Below are 17,201 nucleotides of genomic sequence, written 5' to 3' on the forward strand. Positions count from 1 at the left end.
GACCAATCGTGGATCCAAGTCTGCAGTTAGCGCTAGCTATCGCCTTGGCAGTGACTGTTTCCAAGTCACTTCTCCTGCGTGGCAAAACGGATTGGCTGTCCTATAGTAGAGGCGTGAGCCTCTCTCCCGGGAATGCGGTGATTAGTATTTTCGCTTCGCTTGCGGGTGGCTTCATGGTGTTTGGAATCGTTCAGGTCGGATTCGAAGGGGGCGTTTCGGGTTTTGCGCTTGGTTTTGCCTATGTCGTGGGACTACCGCTTCTATCATGGGGACTTCACCGCGCGAGCAAAGTTACCGATCTACGGTCTGGGCTCTTCGGCTTGGACCCAATCATTGAGAGGACATACGGTCCTGCTTCTCTGGTCGCGTTTTACGTCCTCACTGGGTTCGTTTTCACAGGCGTTCTCGGTGCGCAGTTGCTGGCAATCGCATTTTATCTTCAAGCCTTTAACGGTCTTGAATCTGCGATTGTAGTACTTGTTATTGGACTTGCGGGTACCATGTGTTACACAGTATTTCACGGATTGCGCGGGGTGCTGCTCAACGACCTGATTCAGGGCATCGTCGCGCTCCTCGTCGCCGTTATTGTGCCGCTGTGCGTCTGGCGCCAAGCCAATGCACATGGCCCAATTACCTTTGACCCACTATCGGAAGGCTTTTCGGGTACCTACAGCCTCGCGTATCCGATCGTCGGAGCGCTGACACTAATTCCCTCCTTTGTTGTCAGGGCGGATCTTTGGCAGCGACTTCGCCTGGTCGACGAATCGAAATACAAAGTGGTGCTGTGGAGTACAGCTGGCCTCCTCTTCTTCTTCTATACTGCCATGACAGCGGCGGGCTTGCTGATCCGAGATAATCCCCTTGCGTTTCCATTTTTGTCTGGAGAAGATCCGGGCGCTATCGTACCACTGCTGATCCAAAATATCGTTGATTCCTGGTTTGTGCGTTTCCTGGTGCTTTGCGGCGTGCTGCTAGCGATTTTGTCGTCCGTGGATAGCTACCTCAACATCGTAGCCCTTGCTTTCACGCATCTAGTACTCTGGAGAACATGGAGGTCGGATGCTATTCCTGAACCGCAACGTAGCCGCACGCTAAAAGCGAATGCACAGGTGATGACCATCGCAGTTGCACTGTTGGCCATTGTTAGTGCGGCATTAGTTCCAGATCTCGTCGACCTACTCTCGGCATCATTTGCATTGATTGGTGTGCTGCTGGCGGTTGCGGGGCTGCCGCTCTTGTCGCCCAAGCTGCATCGGGACTCTACGGGGGCAATTCCTATGTACCTCGCGCTACTCGTTCTCGTGAGTACATTCCCGATGCTGGGTAAGATTGCGTTCATTCCGGCGATCGCTATGGGAGGCGCTGCCTTCTTTGCGCTTGTAGTGTTTGAGCGGGCGATCAAATGGCATCCGTCACAGAGGCGCATTGAAGGGAACAATAAGTTCGCTGACACGCAGGCGAACGTTTAAGGTGGTGAACGTTCAAAGCGAGTTCGGCGCGGCAGCGGCGCACTCGGCGTGACGACAGGCTTCAATGCGAGGCGTCACCAGCTGATACCTCCCTTGTCGTGAGTCCCCGGCGCGCAGTAGGTCGCGGTCCACTCCGGCGACCGCACGTACGGCGCTGTCTCTCGCGAGGGGCTGCACGACTAAGACCAGGCGGCGCGCCACGCCGGTTCGCACCAAACTCCGCGGCCCGGCGGCGAAACCACGATGGCGGCGCTCGTCTGGTTCAGTGCCAAGGCTCGCCGTCCGACGCCTTCTATGAGGCCGCCGTTGTCAAGACTCTCGATTCCGAGCACTGAAGCCCAGGGGCAGTTCGCCTGCGATCTGCCCCGCTCAGCCTACTTTGCACGCCACGTTGCGAGGCGCTTCCTTTAGTCGGCCGGGGCTTGGGTGCCCTCGGTCCACCTTCTATCGTGTCGGCTCAGAGGCCGATCACCTCATGCGCGTAGTCGCCCTTAGTCGAGTCCCGGGAAGCGCGGAGCGAGGTACCCCATCTAACAAACGGTCGGCCCATCGAGCCGACCCGGCAGCGGCCACGGGCCCTCGCACCCGCACGTGCGGTGTTCTGTTTCCTGCCGCGCAGCCCCTCCTACCTGCTCACGAAGCCCTGAGCGTGCCCACCTTCAGGATGGCGCCCGCCGGCGGCGTGCCGGTCTCCAGATACTTCCAGAACTCGACGAGGAGCTTCCTCGCCAGCGCGACGATGCCAATCTTGCGCAGCCGTGTGCCGCCATGTCCGAATCGTCGTTCGTACCATTGGCTGAGCTCGTTCTGCGGCTGGTACCGCAGCCAGCCCCACGCGATCTCGATGGCGATCGAGCGGATCCAGCGGTTTCCCGCCTTGCAGATTGTAAACCACTGTTGAGGAGGGTCGCGTGGCCACTCCGCGGCCTAACAATCGGCTGCAGGGGATGCGTGGCCTTGCATACTTTCAGCCGACCGAAAGTCTTGCGCGACGGCCCCGCACCCCTGACCCTTGGCGTTAGGCGTCTGTGGACACTCATCTTATTCGTCCGCGTCGGAAGTGTTGGAACGATAACAACTCGGTTCGCTCCCGATCACACAGTACACGTGGCGAGTGGAGGATTTGATGCTGAGGACAACTTGTATTCTCTTGCTTCTCATCAACGCCGCGATGATGGCGGTGTCGACGTATGGTCGAATCAACGCCGGTGTGTCTCAGAAGTATGAGGTTGAGCCCTTTCACGGCGCGACGGCGTCAGCAGCGACGTTGGAGCGGGCCGCCTGTATCAAGGAGAAGATTGCGATTAGCTCTTGGCTAATAGCCATCTTTTCAACCAACGTTATTGGTTGTGGTCTCCTTGCTGGTCGGGCATGGAAGAAGGAATGAGCGCTCTAAACAACGTCATCTGTCGCTCGGTCGCGGATTGCTTGAGCCCGAACAAGACATTGCAGCCGACGTCTTCGCCTCCGCTTCGCTCCAGCGGAGCCGCGGATGAATGTCGGCGTTAGGCCGCTGGGCAAGCATCGCGGCAGCCGCTGGTGATTCCACCGGCTGTCGTGCAGCCTAGTAGTTAGCGCAACCGAATCGTCGCAGGGAATGGAATAGCTTTTCTAGGTTCGGAGCCGGGCATTCTTTTGGCCGAACGGAAGTCTTGCGCGCTGGCCATCGGGGGGATTTCTGGGACCGGAGCGTGGCGACCGCCGCGCGCACCACCTTTATACGTGACATCTCCCTGCGACCGCTCCGTGCCACGACGACAAGTCGAACGGCGGGTCGCTGGTCCTTGTGTCGTTTCGGCCGCTACTTCAGCTTCCGCACGAGTGGAGTATCGAATGAGAGTGCCGTTCACGCCGAAGCAGGGTCAGTACCTGGCCTTCATCTACTACTACACGAAGATCAACGGCCAGCCACCCGCTGAAATCGACATGCAGCGGTACTTCAAAGTGAGCGCACCGACTGTGCACCAGATGGTGGTGAAGCTGGCAGAACTCGGCTTGATCGAACGGACTCCCGGCGCTTCACGGAGTGTCCGCGTCCTGCTTGAACCCTGGGAACTGCCGCACCTGGAGTGATTCTGCTCAAAGCTTTCCTGTGGTGCTGTTGTCGTTCGCGCGCGGGCGTTGCCGCTTCGGTTGCCGAACGCACGCTGCCGCACAAATTGTTGCAGGCGATGTGTGGCAAGGCATTGTTTCTGAGGCAAGAATCGTCAGGCTGCACGCACCTGAACTTGGTCGTTGGACGGCCGGTCCAGTGGTTCTCTCCACACTCCTGCAGCTTGCCCCCCTGCATGGCCGAAATCGACATCGCGGCTACCACTCAGATCCACTCGGCATTTGGGAGGTCATTCCGTGTTGCCTACTTGGGAGAGCATCACCAAGGCGCAGAGCACGTTTGCATTCTGCTTGATGAGCCATTCGACGGCGTCAGCCAATTCCACAGCACGAACGGGTTCGCTCAATTCAGCGCGTCCAGCCCCCACCTGATCGTGTACGACGCGACTGTGATTGTCCTTCTCGACTATAGTTCGAGTCAAAGCTACCACATCGTCCCTCCGCGGCACTGCTACTTTACCAAGCAGTCGATTGCCGCTGGTTGCATAGACTCCGAATTCTATGGTTCACGCTCGTGTGGCCGGTTTGAACCCATCGCGCTCACCGTCGCCGCGGACCGGATGCGTCTCGGCCTTGGCCCTGCAGCCGGAGGGCTGATGCCCTCTGTTCACAAGCCGTATCTCACATGGTTGAGTCGCCCTGTGGATCCCCAGGTGAACTCCTTAAATCGATTCAGTCGCGGCCTTGGCTTACTCCTCATGGTGATCGTCGTGGGCATACTGGCGCTTGCAATCATGGGGGACGGGCCCTAGCTCACTACCGGGTTCCTGAGTGGCGCGGTACTGACGAGTGGCCTCATGGTGCGGACGGATGCCAGGCACAACCTGGCTCGGTGCCTCACCTTCGCTACGCTTGGCGCGGTGCTGATGCTCTTGTACATACTCGGTCGCTAGGGCGGGTGGGTCCCGGTTGCTGCCACCGCTGAACCCCCCAGTGCCGGAGGCCGACAGGCGTCCGGCTAGCGACTCCCCAGCCTCTCCAGCATCGCGCGCGCGTTCGCGTTGCTGGGGTCGTGCTCGAGTGATCGGCGGTAGCTCCGGATCGCGAGCTCACGATCGCCGTTCTCCATGTATGCCTCGCCAAGGCTATCGTGCGTGTTGGCGGAGGCTGGAAACGCCGCGACGTTGGCTTTGAAGATGGCAATCGCGAGCGCCTTCTCTCCCGCCCGCAGCTCGCGGTAGCCCAGCAGGTTGATGATCCTTTCGTCGGCCGCACTTTCGGCGAGGGCCGTCGAGAGCGCCTCGCCGGCCATCTTCTCGGCTGCCGAGAGCTCGCGGCGCCCGATCAGGGTTCTCGCCTCGGCTAGCCGGCGCGTCATGAGTTCGCGGGTGGTGGTTTCCCTGGCGATCTCGGCATTGGCGTACACGCGCGCGGCGGCGCGGGCCCTCACCAGCGCGCTGTCGAGCGCCGCCGATGCATCCACCGCCACATCCGGCTTCACGCCGACGCCTTCCCAGCTCGTGCCGGTGACGGGATTGATGGCGCGCCCGGTGGGAACGAAGATGGCGAACCGGTCGTTCACCGCCATCTCGTCACCTGGGTTGGCGCCACCGCCCGTCGTCTCGCCGATGAGCGTGGCGCGATTGCGCGTTTGCATGTTGTAGCTGAATTCCTCTGCTCCCGAGAACGTCCCGCTGCTCGTGAGAACGAAGAGCGGAACGCGTGGCAGCCGCCTCCCGGGCAGGTCGTCGAGCGTCCAGAACTCCTGCGTGCGGTCGCCTCGGCGCCAGTAGAGGCTGTTCAGATGCGTCCGCGTGTCGAAGAAGTAGCTGCAGAGCAGCTGCACCAGCTCCGGGCTGCCGCCGTCGTTCCGCCGAAGGTCGATGATGATGGCATCCGAGTTGGACAGGAGCTGCATCGTGGCGGTGGCCAGTCCGCGCGCCAGCTCGGGCGGGGCGAAATAGCGCAGGTCCAGGTAACCGACGTTGCCATTGAGATGCTCGACGCGCTCGAAGCCGAAGTTGCGGCCCCGCATATCCCGTAGCTGCCGCGCCACCGCGGCACCGGGATCGGCCTGCTCCATGCTCGCATCGCGGGGCGGCCGCAGGCGGACGCGCATGTGCTTGTCGCGGTTGATGCTCTGCAGCTCGCTCGTCAACGCTTCGGCGTAGGTCTGCGGATCGGCCATGCCGTCGAACGCGCCTGCCGCGAGCCTCGTCCTGAGATGCGCTCCGCTTGTCGCGCCAACGTCGGGGAAGACGTAGTGCTCCTGGAGGAGCCGCGCGATCTGCTCGACCACCGCCCGGCGCTCGGTGGCGTCCAGAGTGGCGGAGGCAGAAGGACCCTGGGCGAGTGCCGGCTGCACCGCAAAGGCGGCGCACATCATCAGGAGCGCAAAGAGCGGGCGTAACAGCCGCGGTCGGCTGGATCGGTATGTCATGGATGCTCCGAAAGATGAACCGATCGAGTGGCATCGGTGCGGCTTGGCCGCGGGTTGTCATCCTGGTACGATGTGAACTGAGTGTAATACCCGGGCAGAATGGTTGCACCGGGCGGGCGTGGGCTTGGCAGGGGATGGGGGGGCCGGGCATGCTCGGGGGTGGACGAAAGTCTTGCGGGCCAGCCTCTCACCCCTGACCCTTGTGTCGTTCGGCGGCGATATGTGTGCGACTTGAGGATGATCTCCGCACTCCGCCAGCCGCCCAACTCACTCTCCTCCCGAAGAGACTTCTCCCTCGATGACTCACCGAGCCATGGAACGCCGCCTCGCCCGCCTGCGCCGCGCATCGTTCGGCCTCTGCGCCATTTTTTCGCTCGTGAGTGCGTCAGACGCGGCCGGACAGCCATCCGTTCCGGAGCAGCGGCTGCGCGAAGCACTGGGTTGGAGCTCGTTTACGCCCGCGCACCCGATCGCGGAGCCACGGACTACTAGTGCGGCGGGCGGCCTGGTCATGATGCACGTGTGGCTGAAGAGTCCCCCGGGTCAGTCCCGGACAGAGCTCCTCGGAGTTCAGCCGCTCCGCCGCGGGCGCAGCGTGGTTGCGCCCATCGCCGCTGCCGGCGACTCGGTGACGGCGTTCCTCGGCGGAAGGGCGATGCGGATTCCGGTGCTCGCACGGGTCCCGGCGCGCCAGACCTTTATCGGAGGTGTGTGTGTGCGCACCGGGTGGACGTACCTGCTGGGGGCGCCGGACACCACGATCGCCGAGCTTCGGCGCCTGCTCAGGGGGGCTGACGGTGTGGCGCTGCGGCGGGCCGCGGGTGCGCGGCGTGTGGAGGCGTCACCCCTTTCGATCGAACACGCCTACCGGCCGGAGATGCAGCGGGCACACGGGGCGTGGCTCGAGCGGACCCGCGGCAGCGCAACGCCAGAACAGCTGCGCGACGCGACGCAGCACTCACGGCTACGCATCCTCCAGTTCCGCGGCCCCAACTCGTCGGTGCTGCACTACGCCACTTTCGATCTGGAGGTGATCGACAACCCGGCGGGTGCTGTGCCCGAGAAGAGCCTGTACTCCCGCCAGATCGTCTCGGACAGCGGGACCGTACTGGCCAACCTGCCTGGTGCCGAGCGGATGGTCGGCACCACCGACACGGACGGCGACGGCGTTGACGAGCTGGTGCTGGAGAACGGGCTGGTCACGTGGGACGGACGCGGCTGGCGGTTCCGTCCTGGGGAGACTAACTGGGGCGTGGAGCAGGGGTGCCGCTGAGGAGGCCCCTCTGCACCAGCCCGTGAGGGCTTCGACTCGCCTCCGAATTGCCGCGCTCCCCGCTCCCTTGCCCGTTGTCTGTCTCTCGCTTCCCCCGTCGCACTGAGATGAACTCAAGAGAGTACGCGGTGGTCGACCCTTCAGAAGCGGGTGCTAACCCGTACCCCTACGTCTACGTGAACGCTGATGGGGCCGTTCGGGAACTCCACGCCGCGGAGCGAAGCTATCTCGAGGAGCCATTCCACCCGGCAGATGGTGGCCGGCCGTACGTGAAAAGCAGCTTCAGCGCACGCGACGGATGGGGAACCGTCGAAGGGTTTTGCCGCCGGAAGCATGTTCCGCCAGATGTGGCGATTGGGCCGGCGCCAGAGCAGGATCCGAATCCGCCCATGACTGCAGAACAGATGGAGGATTGGGTGCGAAACGAGTTGCAGGCGACGACATTGCACCCCGGGAACGGGACGTCAGATCAGGGTCTCCAGAGCGGATCGCAGCGTCAGCCGTGGTGGAAGTTTTGGACCTGAAGAACCCTCGTGTCAGCTCAACGAAGGCCGCTCACTCCAGACCCGTGGAGCGCGGACTCGCAGATCCGAAGCGCGTGCTCAACCGGTGGGTGAACGGGGTCCTGGGCGTCGTCCACGTGATCGTCACTGCGCTGACCTTCCGCGGCTCACCGCTCTTCTACCAGATGGTGGTCGTTCTCGAGATCGAGCTCGCGTCGCTCATGGTGTGGCACGCCTTCCGCTGGCCGCGGCACGATGCGTCCGTGAGATGGCAGGCGATCGCGAGCTCAGGACCAGCACCAGACATCTTGGACGCCAGCGAGCTCCGCCGCGGCACCCGTACACTCTCTCCGCGTCTCCGCGCCTCCACGTGAGCCGCTGTTCTTGTTGTTCTCTCCGTTTCCTCTGTGTCTCTGTGTGAAGCTGCTGTTCCCTCTCAAGTGCCCCGTGCGCTGGAGCTTGTCGCCTCCGGCCGGAAGGGGTATCTTCCCGCCTTTCCCGGGGGGCTCCCCGGCTACGCTCCACCCTTTAGCAGCGCAACCATCGTGGCCCATCGCCAGCTTTTCACATCGGAGTCCGTCACCGAGGGGCATCCGGACAAGATCGCGGACCAGATCTCGGACGCCGTCCTCGACGCCATCCTCGAGAAAGATCCCATGGGCCGCGTGGCCTGCGAGACGCTCGTGACCACCGGCGTCGCCGTGGTGGCGGGCGAGATCACCACCGACACGTACGTGGACATCCCCGGGATCGTCCGCGGCACGCTGAAGGGGATTGGCTACACGGACGCGAACTACGGGATCGACGCGCACACCTGCGCGGTGATGACGACGATCGACCGCCAGTCGCCCGACATCGCGCAGGGGGTGGACACCGGCGGCGCGGGCGACCAGGGGATGATGTTCGGCTACGCGACGGACGAGAACGACGCGCTGATGCCCACGCCCATCCTCCTCGCCCACCGCCTGGCCGAGCGGCTGGCGGAGGTGCGCAAAAACGGGAAGCTGATGTGGCTGCGCCCGGACGGGAAGACGCAGGTCTCGGTGGCGTACGAGGACGGCCGGCCCGTGCACGTCGACACGGTGGTGGTGAGCACGCAGCACGATCCCGAGGCGAGCAACGAAGAGATCCGCGCGGGGGTGATCGAGCACGTCATCACCCCGATGCTCCCGGCCGACCTCTTCGACCCGGAGCGGTGCACGATCCACATCAACCCGACCGGCCGCTTCGTGATCGGAGGGCCGCACGGCGACGCGGGGCTCACGGGCCGCAAGATCATCGTGGACACGTACGGCGGCATGGGGCGGCACGGCGGCGGCGCCTTCAGCGGCAAGGACCCCACGAAGGTGGACCGCTCGGCCGCGTACGCCGCGCGCTACGCCGCCAAGCACATCGTGGCCGCCGGCCTGGCGCGTCGCTGCGAGATCCAGCTCGCCTACGCCATCGGCGTCGCGCAGCCCGTTTCGGTGCGCGTGGACACCTTTGGCACCGGCACCGTCGACGAAGAGGTGATCGAGAAGGCGCTCCAGGAGGTCTTCGACTTCACCCCCAAGGGGATCATCGAGACGCTGGGGCTGCGCAGCGCCATCTACCGCCCCACCGCCGCCTACGGCCACTTCGGGCGCCCCTCGGTGCAGGGCGGCAACGGCAACCCGGTGACGCTCTTCCCGTGGGAGCGGACGGACCGGGTCGAGGATCTGCGCACGGCGGCGAAGGGGTAGGGAACGGAAGTGCTAAGTGCTAAGTCCTAAGTGCTGAACTGCGGTTCACTTAGCACTTAGCACTTGGGACTTGGCACTTTCCCCGGCAGGGCACCGAAAGCATTCACCGAGATCCATGATCAAGCTCCGCGTACAGTCCCTCGGCCTGGACCAGGCCAACAAAGCGCCCGTCGTGCTCCTCCAGGAGTCGGAGGGGGAGCGCGTGCTTCCCATCTGGATCGGGCCGGCGGAGGCGAGCGCCATCGCCATGGAGCTGGCGGGGATGAAGTTCTCTCGCCCTCTCACGCACGACCTCTTCCCCTCCATCATCACCGGGCTCGGCGGGCGGCTGACCAGGGTGCTGATCACGCGCGTGGAGGAGAACACCTACTACGCCGAGCTGGTGATCCAGCGCGGCGACGAGGTGTTCACGGTTGATGCGCGCCCCTCCGACTCCATCGCCATTGCACTGCGGACGGGCGCGGAGCTGTTCGCGGGGGATGAGCTGCTCGATGGGTCGCCCACCATCACGGTGGTCGAGGGCGTCCCGCCGGAGGACGGGGACGATCCGGACCCGATGGCGCCGCCCGTGCCGAAGCTGCCGCCGGACGAGCTCAAGGAGTACCTGCGCAAGCTCAATCCCGAAGACCTGGGACGCTTCAACCCGTGATCCTCTCCGACCGCATCCGTGGGGCGGCGCGCCGCAAGGCCGGCCGCCTCGCTGTCGTTTTGGCGCTTTTCATCTGCGCTCTGCCCGCCGACGCGCAGGTGATCGCCGGGCGCGTGACCCGCGCGGGCACCCCGGAGGCGGGGCTCGTGGTGGAGCTGCACCGCGTCACCCGCAACACCCGCGGTCCCGTGGCGAAGGTGACTTCCGGGCCCGGCGGCGCGTTCTCGATCCCGTTGCCGCCGGTGCAGGATTCGGCGGGCTTCACCGTCTTTTTCGCCACGGCGATCGCGGACGGGGTGCGCTACTTCGGGCCGGTGGTGCACGGCGCGGCGGGGGACCGCAACTACGAGATCCAGGTGTACGACACCACCAGCTCGCGCGCCGCCGCCGACTCGGTGCGCGTCACGCGGCGCGACGTGGTGCTGATCTCCGGGAGCGAGGGCGGATGGGAGGTGGCGGAGCTGGTGCGGGTGCAGAACCGCGCCCGCCGCACCCTGGTTCCCGATGCCACGCGCCCCCTCTTTGGCATCGCCATCCCCAGGGGCAGCACCGCCTTCGAGGCCGGCGACGGCGCGCCCGGCGAAGCGTCGCCCGGCGCGGGCGGCCAGCAGCTCCCCGGCGACGTGGTTCGCGTGGGCGACCGCGTGTGGATCAACGCGCCGCTGGTGCCGGGGGAGCGCGACGTCATCTTCCGCTACCGCCTCGCCCCCAGCCCGCGCGAGGCGAGCATCCCGGTGGAGCATGCCACCGACTCGCTGAACCTGTACGTCAAGCAGCCCGCCCCCGAGGTCCTGGTGGCGGGGCTCGCCGCGCCCAAGCCCTTCACCGCCGATGGCGAGCAGTTCCTCCAGTTCTCCGGGGCCGCGTTGCGGGCGGGGAGCGCGGTGGGCCTGGATTGGCGGGGGCCCGCGCCGGCCCCCGTGGACCCGCGCTGGGCGGCCCTCGCGGTGACGGCCGCGGTGCTGGCCCTGGGCGCGTGGCTGGCGGTGCGCCGCGGGCGCGAGGCGTGACGCGGTGGCGCTCGTCAGCACGGGGGCGCTGGTGCTCCAGACCTTCCCCTACAGCGAGACGAGCAAGGTCCTGCGACTTTACACCGGCGACTTCGGCCTGCGCTCGGTGATCGCCAAGGGCGCGCTGCGCCCCAAGAGCCGCTTCGGCGGTCTGCTGGAGCCCTTCACCGAAGGCACCGCCAGCTTCTACCTGCGCCCCGGCCGCGACCTGCACACGCTGGGCGGATGGGACCTGGTGCGCTCCCGCCAGGCGCTGGGCCGCTCGCTGAGCGCCTTCGCCGGCGCGTCGCTCCTCGCCGAGCTGGTCCTCCGCGCCGGCACCGAGGACCCGCACCCCGACGTCTACTCCGCCCTCGCCACCTCCTGGGACGACATCGCCGCCGCCGCGAGCACCCCGGCGGAGGCGGAGCGCATCGTCCTCACCGGCGCCTGGACGCTTGTCTCCCTCCTCGGGTTCGAGCCGCAGACCGACGCGTGCGTGGTGTGTGGCCGCCCCGTTCCGCACGACGAGCCGGTGCGCTTCGACGCGGGCGCGGGAGGCGTGGCGTGCACCCGCTGCCGCCCCGTGGGCCGCATCCTGGACCCCGCCACCCGCGCCGACGTCGCCCGCATGTCGCGCGGCCACGTCCCCCCCGCCGCCCTCGCGCGCCCCGGCGCCCACCGCGCCCTCCTCCGCGCCTTCCTCGAAGCCCAGCTCGCCCACGATCGCCCCTTCCGCTCCCTCGAACTCTTTCTTGAGCACGCGCCTCCCGCGGAAGAGCCGGCCTGAACAGCGCCTCACACAGAGACACAGAGGGTACGGAAAGAAGAAAAGAAAGGGGAACGGCGGAGACGCGGAGGCGCAGAGAGAGAGGTTCTCTGCGCCTCTGCTTTTAATCCGAGACCAGGTATCGTCAGTGCCGAAACGGCCACTTTCTTGCTGCACTGCATCGATGACCAGTGCCACGCCACCAGAAATGAGGAGGGGCGGATGCCGAAGAAAGGGGTTGCGAAGCAAGTTCCGGGGGACCAGCGGGCTCGAGGCATGAACCCCGAACATCCGGAGGGGCAGGACAACGCGAAGAACCAAAAGGATCAAGGCGGAGGCGCAACGCCCCCGCCACCGAAGAACGGTGCGGGGCGGTAGCAGGCGTCATCTAGCATTTGCAAGCTGACGTCGAGGCGGGGCAGGGGAGGGCAGACACGCAGGTACACGCAGGTCCGCCCCCACGTGGTGCGTTGGGCGGGCCGCGGAGCACGTTTGGGCACGGGTAGCCACGTGGGGCGGCCCCTACCGGGTTCGGTGTGGCGGGCCACCGAGTGGTGGCGGGCACGGGCGCGATAAATCGCGCCCCTCCAGGATCCACGCACCCCGCAGAGATCTACGGGTGCGCCCCTCCCCCAGGTTGTTTTTGCGAGGTGACGAGCGGGGGTGAGGGTCCGCGATGTCCGCGCCCCTACGAGATCTGTGCTCCTCGCGCGGATGCACGCAAACTCCCCTCCCCCAGGTAGTTATTGGGGGAGGGGCCGCGAGTTCACGAGCGGGGGAGGGGGCCTTCCTACGCCAGCCCCGCGATCTCCCCCCGCACCTGCTCGATCATCGCCAGCTTCTCCTGGCGGTGCATGAAGGAGCTGTCGAAGCCCATCAGCGCGATCTCCACCAGCTCGTCCCAGGTGAAGCCGAGGTACTGGTGGGCGCGCCAGAATTCCTCGGTCACCGTGGTGGCGCTCATCAGCCGGTTGTCGGTGTTCAGGCTGAGGACGATGCCGGCGTCGTAGTACTGCCGCAGCGGGTGCGTCTCAAAGGAGGCGACCGCGCGCGTCTGCACGTTGGAGGTCAGGCAGATCTCGATGGGGACGCGGAAGTCGTTCACGTAGCGCATCAGGTCCGGGTCCTCGAAGAGGCGCGTGCCGTGGCCGATGCGGTGCGCGTTGCAATAGTGCAGCGCCTGGTGGATGCTCTCCGGGCCGTACGCCTCGCCGGCGTGGATGGTGGCCGCCATGTTCTTGTTGATGACGGTGTAGAAGGCGTCCTTGTGCTTCTTGGCCGGGTAGTTGTACTCCGCCCCCGCAAGGTCGAACGCCACCACGCCGCGATCCTTGTACGCCACCGTCAGGTCCGCCAGGTCGCGCGAAGTCTCCGGCTCCATGTTGCGGATGCCGCAGATGATGATCTCGGTGCGGATGCCGAAGTCCTGCTCCGCCCGCTTGAGCCCGCGCAGCGGCGCCTCCACCGCCTCGGTGAGCGGAAGGCCCTCCTGCGTGTTGAGGATCGGCGAGTAGCGGATCTCCGCGTAGCGCACGTTCTCCTCCGCCAGGTCCTCGGCCAGCTCGTAGGCGATGCGCTCCAGGGCGTCGCCGGTCTGCATCACCGAAAGGGTGATGGCGAAGCGCTCCAGGTACTCCACCAGGTTGCGCGCGTCCTGCACGTGCATGTAGTCGCGCAGGGCGTCCGCGTCGTGCGCGGGCATCTTCTTGTTGTACTCCGCCGCGAGCTCCAGCATCGTCTCGGGGCGCAGCGATCCGTCCAGGTGCACGTGCAGCTCCGCCTTGGGGAGGCGGTGCAGCAGGTCTCGGGTGACTTCCATGGTCCTCGCCGGGCTGCGGGTTGCGGGGGGCGGATGCGCGAACGGGTGGCCCACGTTGCCGTGCACCACCCGCGAACAGTCTGCCGCGCCCCGACCGACATTCTACATCCAGGGCCGTGCCTGCGCCACCTCCGCGCGGGTCAGCACCACCTTGTTGCGCCGGGCGCGCGTGAGGGTGTGGTTCTCGAAGACCTTTACGAGCACCACCCCCGCCACGAACCCACCCACGTGCGCCCACACCGCCACGCCGCCCTCCTCCCCCGCCTGCGCGCCCATCTCCACGTACGCCATGAAGAGCTGCAGCGCGAACCAGTACATCAGAAAGAACATCGCGCGGAGGTTGAAGAAGAAGATCGGCGGCAGCCACGTCCGCACCCGCGCGTGGGGGTAGAGAACGATGTACGCCCCCATCACCCCGCTGATGGCGCCGCTGGCGCCCACCGCAGGCAGCTCGCTCCCCACGTTGAAGTAGATGTGCGCCCCCGCCGCCACCGCTCCGCACAGCAGGTAGAAGACGAGGAAGCGCAGGTACCCCATGGAGTCCTCGATGTTGTTCCCGAAGACCCACAGAAAGAGCATGTTCCCCAGGATGTGCTCCCAGCTCCCGTGCATGAACATGGCGGTGAGGATCGTCCCCGTGGTCAGCCCGTCCGGCGCGCACCGGGCCGTGATCTCGCACGGGATGGTGCCGAAGTGGAGCACCGACGCCTGCAGCGCCTGCGACATCCCCGCGCCCTGAAGCTGGAACCACGCGAACGCGTTCAGCAGGATCAGCCCGACGGTGACGATGGGGCGCAGCTCGGTGGGGTTTTCGTCACTGATGGGGATCACGCGCGGCTCCGGTTGGGGTGCGGGGGCGGGCCGGTGCAAGCGCGGCGCCAGCGTCCGGCACACCGCGCGCCGCGATCGCTGTCCGGTTTTGGGACCGCCGCATCCCGCAGGTGGACACCGGGGGCGGGCCCTCGCCGCGCAAGCGGTTGGGGTGCATCGTCTTGGGAAGCGGTCGCGGCGGCGCGGGCGTTGCCCTGGAGAGGGCCAGCCTCACTCCAACTCCCTCCCGCGGGACTCTCCATGTTTCTGAATGCTCGTACCTGGGTCGCCGACCTGATCCGTGACGTGCTCTACGGCCTGCGCCAGCATTTACGGCGGCCCGGCTTCGCGACCGTGTCGATCCTCACGCTCGGCCTCGGCGTGGGCGCCACGACTGCCATCTTCAGCGTGGTGAACGGCGTGCTCCTGAAGCCGCTCCCTTTCTCCGAGCCCGAGCGCCTGGTGGGCGTTCATCACCAGGGATACGGGCAGGGACCGGGCACGTTCTTCACCTACCGCGATCACAACCGCACCTTCGAGGCGCTGGGGGCGTGGGAAGCGAACGAGGTCTCCATCACCGGCGGCGCCGAGCCCGAGCGGGTCGAGGCGCTCGCCGTCACCGCGGGGACGCTTCCGCTGCTGGGCGTGAAGCCGGCGCTGGGCCGCGTCTTCACCCGCGAGGACGATGCGCCCGGCAGCCCGCTCCGTGTGGTGCTCACCCACGGCTATTGGCGGCGGGCCCTCGGCGGCGATCCCGCGGCCGTCGGGCGTACCATCCGGGTCGATAGCAGCGTCGCCGAGGTGATCGGCGTCCTGCCCGAGAGCTTCCGCTTCCTGCGCAGGCAACCGGCCGTCGTGCTGCCGATGCGGCTAGATCCGGCCGACGAGTCCGCCTTCGACTTCGCCGCGGTCGCGCGGCTGAGGCCCGGTGTCACGGTGGAGCAGGCGAATGCCGACGTCGCGCGCATGATCCCGCTCCTCCCGGCCCAGTACCGTCCCTTTGGCCTGCGGCCGGACGTGCGCCCGCTCGTCCGCGATGTAGTCGGCGGCGTGGACCGGCCGCTGTGGATCCTGCTCGGGAGCGTCGCGGTCGTGTTCCTCATCGCCTGCGCCAACGTCGCCAACCTGTTCCTGGTGCGGGCGGAGGGCCGGCAGCAGGAGCTCGCGGTGAGGGCCGCATTGGGCGCGGGCCGCGGGCGCGTCGCGCGCCAGCTGCTGTCGGAGAGCCTGGTGATCGGGCTGGGAGGTGGGCTGGCGGGGCTGTTCCTGGCGCACGCGGGCACCCGTCTGCTGCGCCGGATCGCGCCGGCCGAGCTGCCGCGGGTGGAAGAGATCGGAATCGACCCCGTCGTCCTGCTCTTCGCCCTCGCCGTCTCGCTGGCGGCGGGGATCTGCTGCGGGCTCGTTCCCGTCGCCCGGCTCGGGACGGACGACGCGAGCCGGCTGAGGGAGGGAGGCCGCGCCGCCAGCGACGGGCCCGGCCGCAACCGCCTGCGCAGCCGGCTGGTGGTGGCCGAGGTGGCGCTGACCATGATGCTGCTGATCGCGTCCGGCCTGATGATCCGCACCTTTGTCGCCATGCGGCAGGTGCAGCCCGGCTTCGCCGCTCCGCGCGAGGTGCAGAGCTTCCAGGTGCCGCTCCCGCTGGTGAGCGGAGACACCGGGGCAGTCGCCCGCACCTTTCGGCAGATCTCGGAGCGTGCGGCCGCGATCCCCGGCGTCAGGTCGGTGGGCTTCGCCTCCTCGGTGACGATGGACGGGGAGGACAACACGAACCCGCTCTACGTGGAGGGCGTCACGACGCCCGCGGGGGAGCTTCCGCCGCTGCGCCGCTTCAAGGCCGTGGGTCCGGGCTACCACGAGACGATGGGGAATCCCGTCGTGGCGGGCCGGCCCATCTCCTGGGACGACATCCACCAGGGCCGGCAGGCCGTGGTGATCTCGGCCAACCTGGCGCGGGCGTACTGGGGCGACGCCGCGCGCGCGATCGGCAAGCGGGTGCGCAACGACCCCGCGTCGCCCTGGCAGGAGGTCGTCGGGGTGGTGGGGGACGAGCGCGACGACGGGGTCGACCGGCCGGTGACCTCCATCGTGTACTGGCCGCTGATGCATCCCAGCTACGGGAGCAGCGAGATGGTGTTCGTGGTTCGCTCGCCCCGTGCGGGAACGCCCGCCCTCGTGCAGGAGCTCCGGCAGGCGGTCCGCGCCGTCGACCCGTCGCTCCCCATCGCCCGGGTGGAGACGCTGGAGCAGATCCGCGCGGGCTCCATGGCGCGAACGTCGTTCATGATGGTGATGCTGGGGATCGCCGCCGCGGTCGCGCTCGTGCTGGGGGTGGTCGGCATCTACGCCGTGATCGCCTACATCGCCGCGCAGCGGACGCGCGAGGTGGGCACCCGCATCGCGCTGGGGGCCAGCGCCGGCGACGTCCGGCGGCTCTTCCTGCGCCAGGGGCTCACCATGACGCTGGCGGGCATCGGCATCGGCATCGCCGGCGCGCTGATGCTGACCCGGGTGATCTCCGCGCACCTGTTCGGCGTCGGACCCATGGACCCGCTGACCTACGCCGCGGTCGCGCTCGGCCTCACCGCCGTCGCGCTGCTGGCCTCGTACCTCCCCGCGCGCCGGGCCTCGCGCGTGGACCCGGTCGTCACGCTGCGGGCGGGCGGCTGAAAAGAGAGACGGAGGCACGGGATTGCCGTGCCCC

General features: G+C 66.8%; 14 protein-coding genes. 11 read left to right on the forward strand and 3 right to left on the reverse strand.

The features are described 5' to 3' along the window. Positions 1-8: 8 nt before the first annotated feature. From VF584_26085 to VF584_26100, 4 genes are all read left to right on the forward strand, one after another. Positions 9-1,469 carry a hypothetical protein gene (locus tag VF584_26085; GenBank protein HEX8213666.1) on the forward strand — a complete coding sequence of 487 codons (1,461 nt, stop codon included), beginning with the start codon at positions 9-11 and terminating at the stop codon, positions 1,467-1,469. Positions 1,470-2,595: 1,126 nt separating this feature from the next. After that, positions 2,596-2,856 (forward strand): hypothetical protein, encoded by a 261-nt coding sequence (locus VF584_26090; GenBank protein HEX8213667.1) that lies wholly within the window; start codon positions 2,596-2,598, stop codon positions 2,854-2,856. Between the two features lie 446 nt (positions 2,857-3,302). Beyond that, the gene (locus tag VF584_26095; protein ID HEX8213668.1) at positions 3,303-3,542 is read left to right on the forward strand and encodes a hypothetical protein; all 240 of its coding nucleotides are present in this window, start codon (positions 3,303-3,305) and stop codon (positions 3,540-3,542) included. Beyond that, positions 3,539-4,333: a hypothetical protein gene (locus VF584_26100; GenBank protein HEX8213669.1), complete on the forward strand. Its 795-nt coding sequence runs from the start codon at positions 3,539-3,541 to the stop codon at positions 4,331-4,333. The genes VF584_26095 and VF584_26100 overlap by 4 nt, the downstream gene beginning before the upstream one ends. A 206-nt stretch (positions 4,334-4,539) precedes the next feature. On the opposite strand, the gene VF584_26105 is transcribed toward VF584_26100, so the two are convergent. Further along, the gene (locus VF584_26105) at positions 4,540-5,961 is read right to left on the reverse strand and encodes a S41 family peptidase (GenBank protein ID HEX8213670.1); all 1,422 of its coding nucleotides are present in this window, start codon (positions 5,959-5,961) and stop codon (positions 4,540-4,542) included. Between the two features lie 313 nt (positions 5,962-6,274). Between VF584_26105 and VF584_26110 the strand changes: the two genes are divergently transcribed. The 6 genes from VF584_26110 to recO all read left to right on the forward strand — a co-directional run bounded on the left by VF584_26110 (position 6,275) and on the right by recO (position 11,886). Next, positions 6,275-7,234, forward strand: coding sequence for a hypothetical protein (locus VF584_26110; GenBank protein ID HEX8213671.1), 960 nt, complete (start codon positions 6,275-6,277; stop codon positions 7,232-7,234). A gap of 568 nt (positions 7,235-7,802) precedes the next feature. Then, positions 7,803-8,111, forward strand: a complete 309-nt coding sequence (locus VF584_26115) for a hypothetical protein (protein HEX8213672.1) — start codon at positions 7,803-7,805, stop codon at positions 8,109-8,111. Between the two features lie 171 nt (positions 8,112-8,282). Then, positions 8,283-9,458: a methionine adenosyltransferase gene (gene metK, locus VF584_26120; protein HEX8213673.1), complete on the forward strand. Its 1,176-nt coding sequence runs from the start codon at positions 8,283-8,285 to the stop codon at positions 9,456-9,458. 115 nt (positions 9,459-9,573) lie between these two features. Further along, a complete protein-coding gene (locus VF584_26125) occupies positions 9,574-10,107 on the forward strand; it encodes a bifunctional nuclease family protein (GenBank protein HEX8213674.1) in 534 nt (177 codons plus the stop codon). Beyond that, positions 10,104-11,117 carry a hypothetical protein gene (locus VF584_26130; GenBank protein HEX8213675.1) on the forward strand — a complete coding sequence of 338 codons (1,014 nt, stop codon included), beginning with the start codon at positions 10,104-10,106 and terminating at the stop codon, positions 11,115-11,117. Before VF584_26125 ends, VF584_26130 begins: the two co-directional genes overlap by 4 nt. A 4-nt stretch (positions 11,118-11,121) precedes the next feature. Continuing rightward, positions 11,122-11,886, forward strand: coding sequence for a DNA repair protein RecO (gene recO, locus VF584_26135; GenBank protein HEX8213676.1), 765 nt, complete (start codon positions 11,122-11,124; stop codon positions 11,884-11,886). A gap of 769 nt (positions 11,887-12,655) precedes the next feature. On the opposite strand, the gene add is transcribed toward recO, so the two are convergent. Both add and VF584_26145 read right to left on the reverse strand, forming a co-directional pair. After that, complete coding sequence (gene add / locus VF584_26140) at positions 12,656-13,684, reverse strand: adenosine deaminase (protein HEX8213677.1); 1,029 nt, start codon at positions 13,682-13,684, stop codon at positions 12,656-12,658. 102 nt (positions 13,685-13,786) lie between these two features. Continuing rightward, entirely contained in the window at positions 13,787-14,515 is a 729-nt protein-coding gene (locus VF584_26145; protein ID HEX8213678.1) for a rhomboid family intramembrane serine protease, read from the reverse strand. A gap of 240 nt (positions 14,516-14,755) precedes the next feature. Between VF584_26145 and VF584_26150 the strand changes: the two genes are divergently transcribed. Continuing rightward, positions 14,756-17,167, forward strand: coding sequence for an ABC transporter permease (locus VF584_26150; GenBank protein ID HEX8213679.1), 2,412 nt, complete (start codon positions 14,756-14,758; stop codon positions 17,165-17,167). Positions 17,168-17,201 lie beyond the last annotated feature (34 nt).

The sequence above is a fragment of the Longimicrobium sp. genome (genome assembly GCA_036389135.1).
In the GTDB taxonomy this organism is placed as follows: Bacteria; Gemmatimonadota; Gemmatimonadetes; order Longimicrobiales; family Longimicrobiaceae; genus Longimicrobium.

Bases quoted from the DNA above. Each gene is read 5' to 3' on its own strand.
- VF584_26090 (HEX8213667.1), top strand. From the start codon at position 2,596: ATGCTGAGGACAACTTGTATTCTCTTGCTTCTCATCAACGCCGCGATG.
- VF584_26095 (HEX8213668.1), top strand. From the start codon at position 3,303: ATGAGAGTGCCGTTCACGCCGAAGCAGGGTCAGTACCTGGCCTTCATC.
- VF584_26105 (HEX8213670.1), bottom strand. From the start codon at position 5,961: ATGACATACCGATCCAGCCGACCGCGGCTGTTACGCCCGCTCTTTGCG.
- VF584_26110 (HEX8213671.1), top strand. From the start codon at position 6,275: ATGGAACGCCGCCTCGCCCGCCTGCGCCGCGCATCGTTCGGCCTCTGC.
- VF584_26125 (HEX8213674.1), top strand. From the start codon at position 9,574: ATGATCAAGCTCCGCGTACAGTCCCTCGGCCTGGACCAGGCCAACAAA.
- add (HEX8213677.1), bottom strand. From the start codon at position 13,684: ATGGAAGTCACCCGAGACCTGCTGCACCGCCTCCCCAAGGCGGAGCTG.
- VF584_26150 (HEX8213679.1), top strand. From the start codon at position 14,756: ATGTTTCTGAATGCTCGTACCTGGGTCGCCGACCTGATCCGTGACGTG.